The organism is Gracilimonas sp., from assembly GCF_031581265.1.
GTDB lineage: Bacteria > Bacteroidota > Rhodothermia > Balneolales > Balneolaceae > Gracilimonas.
This window is the reverse complement of the sequence record NZ_JAVLBQ010000060.1, coordinates 1-4,067: the sequence shown is the minus strand read 5'-3', so window position 1 is coordinate 4,067 and position 4,067 is coordinate 1. Positions and strand designations below refer to the sequence as shown.

The following is a 4,067-nucleotide window of genomic DNA, read 5'->3' as shown; positions in this document are numbered from 1 at the left end:
ATTGAAAAGAGTGAAAATGAACTCATTATCAAGAGAAGTGATGACCAAAAATCTAATCGCGCCTTGCATGGTTTATTCCGTGCTTTAATTAATAACGCGGTTGTTGGGGTGTCAGAAGGTTATATCAAAAAATTGGAAATTATTGGTGTTGGTTTCAGAGCATCCATCAGTGGCGATGTACTTGAGTTAAACCTTGGTTACTCACACCCTATTTTCTTTGTACCTCCAGAAGGTATTTCAATGGAAGTAGATACTAAATCTGGCAAAAACCCAATACTTATTATTTCAGGTGTTGACAAAGAAATGGTTGGCCAGGTTTCTGCTAAAATAAGATCATTCAGAAAACCGGAGCCTTACAAAGGAAAAGGTATCAGATATCTTGGTGAGCAGGTTCGTCGTAAAGCCGGTAAGTCAGCTGCTAAATAGAGGATTTGAAAAATGAATAAGTTACAACAGAAAAAAACTGAGCGTAGAAACAAGATCAGGCGTCGTATTCGTTCTACCATAAAAGGTACAGCGGAAAGACCTCGATTAAGCATTTACAAAAGTAGTAAATATACTTACCTGCAATTGATCGATGATATGGCAGGTGCAACATTGGTATCCTCTAAAGCCAAAAGTGGCGTGGAGAATGCTAAGGAAGCCGGAGCTGAACTTGCGAAATTAGCTCAAGACAAAGGAATTAATAAAGTGGTATTTGACCGTAGTGGTTATAAATATCATGGCATCGTGAAGGCCGCAGCCGATGGCGCCCGCGATGGTGGATTAGACTTTTAATTGAATTGGGATAAACAATGCCTAAAATAAGAAGAAAACAATCTGTACCGGCCGCAAATCTTAACCTTGAAGAAAAATTGGTTCACGTTAATCGTGTAGCTAAAGTTGTTAAAGGTGGACGCCGTTTTAGTTTTAACGCTATTGTAGTGGTTGGAGATGGTGAAGGTGTTTGTGGCCATGGCCTTGGTAAAGCAAATGAAGTATCTGACGCCATTCAAAAAGGCTTTGATAATGCCAAGAAGAATTTGATTCGCGTTCCACTTACGAAAACAAAAAGTATCTATCACCCTATAATTGGGAAAGCAGGTGCAGGGAAAGTATTACTTAGACCAGCCGCTGAAGGTACAGGTGTAATTGCCGGTGGAGCCGTTAAAGCACTACTCGATGTTGCAGGTGTGCAAAATATTCTTTCAAAATCCCAAGGATCTTCAAATCCGCACAATATGGTAAAAGCTGCTTTTACAGCATTGAAAGACTTAACCGACCCGGTTGAAGTTGCACAACGAAGAGATATTTCTCTGAACAAAGTTTTTGAAGGATAATATTTAAAGAATTTGACGATGGACTTAAGCAATTTAAAAGCGCCGATCCCGAATAAAAAAGGTCGAAAACGTGTTGGACGTGGTCAGGGTTCTGGCCGTGGAGAACAATCAGGGCGAGGACATAATGGACAAAAATCCCGTTCGGGTTATAAGCAACGTGCATGGTTTGAAGGTGGGCAAATGCCGCTTCAAAGACGACTTCCTAAATTTGGGTTTTCCAACATCAACAGAAAGGAATATCGTGTGATTAATCTTCATACTATTTCTGAATTTATTGAAGCTGAAAAGTTAGACAAAACCATTACTATAGACAGTCTCGTAAAAGCAGGTCTCGCTAATAGCGATGATAAAATTAAACTGCTCGCCAGAGGCGATATAAAACATAAAATTGAAATAGAAGTTCATGCCGCAAGCAAATCAGCTACTGAAAAAGTAGAAGAAGCTGGTGGTTCAATAACTTTAGTGTAAAACTAAACGCATAAGTATAGACGGCGCATGGGTCTGATAGAAAACTTCCGCAATATATTTAAAATCGAAGATCTTAAGAATCGTATAATTTATACGGTTGGAATCTTAATGATCTACCGGGTGGGTAGTTATATTACATTGCCTGGTGTAGATGCTAATCAGTTAATTAGTAATACAGGAAACGCAGCAAGTAGTTTACTGGGTTTGTTTGACCTGTTTGTTGGAGGTGCATTCTCAAGGGCTGGTGTTTTTGCACTGGGCATTATGCCTTATATCACCGCTGCTATTATTATTCAGTTGATGGGGGCGGTTGTACCCTATTTTCAGAAATTACAACGTGAAGGTGAAGAGGGCAGACGTAAGATCACCCGATTAACTCGATATGGCACGGTAGGTATTACTGCAGTTCAGGCGATTGGTTTTTCTATCAATTTAATGGCTACAGCACCTCAGGCCATTGTAGTGAATGAATTTGCATTTGTACTAACGGCTATGGTAGTACTCACCGCCGGTACTACATTCGTAATGTGGTTAGGAGAGCGAATCAGTGATCGAGGAATCGGAAATGGTATCTCATTAATTATTATGATTGGTATCATTGCCGCTTTACCTGCTAACTTCTATAATGAGGTCACAACGAAAGCGAATGCGATCTTAGTAATTATTGAAGTGGCAGCTTTGATCCTGGTGATTGCTGCTGTGGTGATGTTAACACAAGGAACAAGGAAAATTCCTGTACAATATGCTAAACGCGTAGTTGGCAGAAAGGTATACGGAGGAACAACGCAATACCTTCCACTCAGGGTAAATGCAGCCGGAGTAATGCCTATTATTTTTGCACAGTCAATTATGTTTATACCAAGTACAATAGGGTCCTTTTTTCCTGAAAATGAGACAGTACAGTTCTTAACTCAATGGTCTGTTGATTTCACCGGATTGACGTATTCTATAGTTTTCTTCTTTGTATGTATGTTCTTTACTTTCTTTTATACTGCAATTGCTGTCAATCCAAAGGAAATGGCTGATACAATGAAAAGACAGGGTGGTTTTATACCTGGTGTACGTCCCGGAAAACAAACGGTTGAGTTCATTGATAACATTCTGACAAAGATTACGCTGCCTGGATCTATATTTTTATCATTTGTAGCGATATTACCTGCAATAGCAGTTGGTTTATTTGGTGTAACACCTGGTTTTGCTCTCTTTTATGGAGGGACGAGTTTGTTGATTATTGTGGGTGTAGCATTAGATACGCTCCAACAAATTGAAAGTCACTTAATGATGCGTCATTACGATGGCTTTATGAAAACAGGTAGAATTAAAGGACGTCGCAGGGCATAGCGTACAATGATCTACCTGAAGAGTGAATCCGAAATAGATAAAATGCGTGAAAGCGCGTTGATTGTTTCCAGAACACTTGCAGAAGTAGGAAAACACATTGAGCCTGGTGTTCAAACCGGTAAACTTGACAGAGTAGCCGAAGATTATATTGCAAAAGAAGGTGGTCGCCCGGCATTTAAGGGCTACGGTCCGGCAGGAAATCAATTTCCTGCAACTTTGTGTATCTCCGTGAATGACGAAGTTGTTCACGGTATACCCGGAAAAAGAGAATTGAAAGAAGGCGACATCGTATCTGTTGATTGTGGTGTTGAAAAAAACGGATATTTCGGCGACCATGCCTTTACTTTTAGTGTTGGTGAATGTGACGAAAAGACTTTGAAATTATTGAAAACTACGCTCGATTCTCTGTATAAAGGAATAGAGCAAGCCATTCATGGAAACAGAATTGGCGATATGGCTTATGCTATACAAAGCCACTGTGAAGATGAGGGTTTTGGTGTAGTAAGAGAATTAGTGGGACACGGAATAGGAAAAAGTATGCACGAAGATCCTTCTGTTCCCAATTTTGGAAAAAAAGGAAAAGGCGAGCGACTCCGTGCAGGGATGACGCTCGCAGTTGAACCTATGATTACTATGGGTTCCTGGAAAACAAAAACATTAAATGACGGCTGGACTGTAAAAACAGCCGATGGAAGCTTAGCAGCACATTTCGAACATGATATCGTTGTTCGGGAAGGAAAGGCTGAAATTCTTAGTACTTTTGATTATATTGCTGAGCTCTCAGATAAAAAAGAAACTAACATATTGTATTATGGCTAAACAAGAGCCGATAAAACAAGATGGAGAAATAATAGAAGCACTGCCAAATGCTCAGTTCCGTGTGGAATTGGACAACGGCCATGAGATTCTTGCTCATGTGTCAGGCAAAATGCGTATGTA

6 protein-coding genes and 1 pseudogene are annotated in these 4,067 nt (G+C 40.0%); all 7 read left to right on the top strand.

The window, feature by feature from the left end; all coding sequences use genetic code 11:
* Positions 1-426: 50S ribosomal protein L6 (gene rplF, locus RI561_RS13700; protein ID WP_395080810.1), on the top strand; the 426-nt coding region annotated here is incomplete at its 5' end.
* A gap of 12 nt (positions 427-438) precedes the next feature.
* The gene (gene rplR / locus RI561_RS13695; protein ID WP_390299401.1) at positions 439-777 is read left to right on the top strand and encodes a 50S ribosomal protein L18; all 339 of its coding nucleotides are present in this window, start codon (positions 439-441) and stop codon (positions 775-777) included.
* 17 nt (positions 778-794) lie between these two features.
* The gene (gene rpsE, locus RI561_RS13690; protein WP_395080809.1) at positions 795-1,319 is read left to right on the top strand and encodes a 30S ribosomal protein S5; all 525 of its coding nucleotides are present in this window, start codon (positions 795-797) and stop codon (positions 1,317-1,319) included.
* Positions 1,320-1,337: 18 nt separating this feature from the next.
* Positions 1,338-1,787 (top strand): 50S ribosomal protein L15, encoded by a 450-nt coding sequence (gene rplO / locus RI561_RS13685; protein WP_395080808.1) that lies wholly within the window; start codon positions 1,338-1,340, stop codon positions 1,785-1,787.
* Between the two features lie 27 nt (positions 1,788-1,814).
* Complete coding sequence (gene secY, locus RI561_RS13680; protein WP_395080807.1) at positions 1,815-3,128, top strand: preprotein translocase subunit SecY; 1,314 nt, start codon at positions 1,815-1,817, stop codon at positions 3,126-3,128.
* A gap of 6 nt (positions 3,129-3,134) precedes the next feature.
* A complete protein-coding gene (gene map, locus RI561_RS13675; protein WP_395080806.1) occupies positions 3,135-3,947 on the top strand; it encodes a type I methionyl aminopeptidase in 813 nt (270 codons plus the stop codon).
* Positions 3,940-4,067: pseudogene (gene infA / locus RI561_RS13670) on the top strand (translation initiation factor IF-1); the annotation flags it as partial. The gene map and the pseudogene infA, both read left to right, overlap by 8 nt.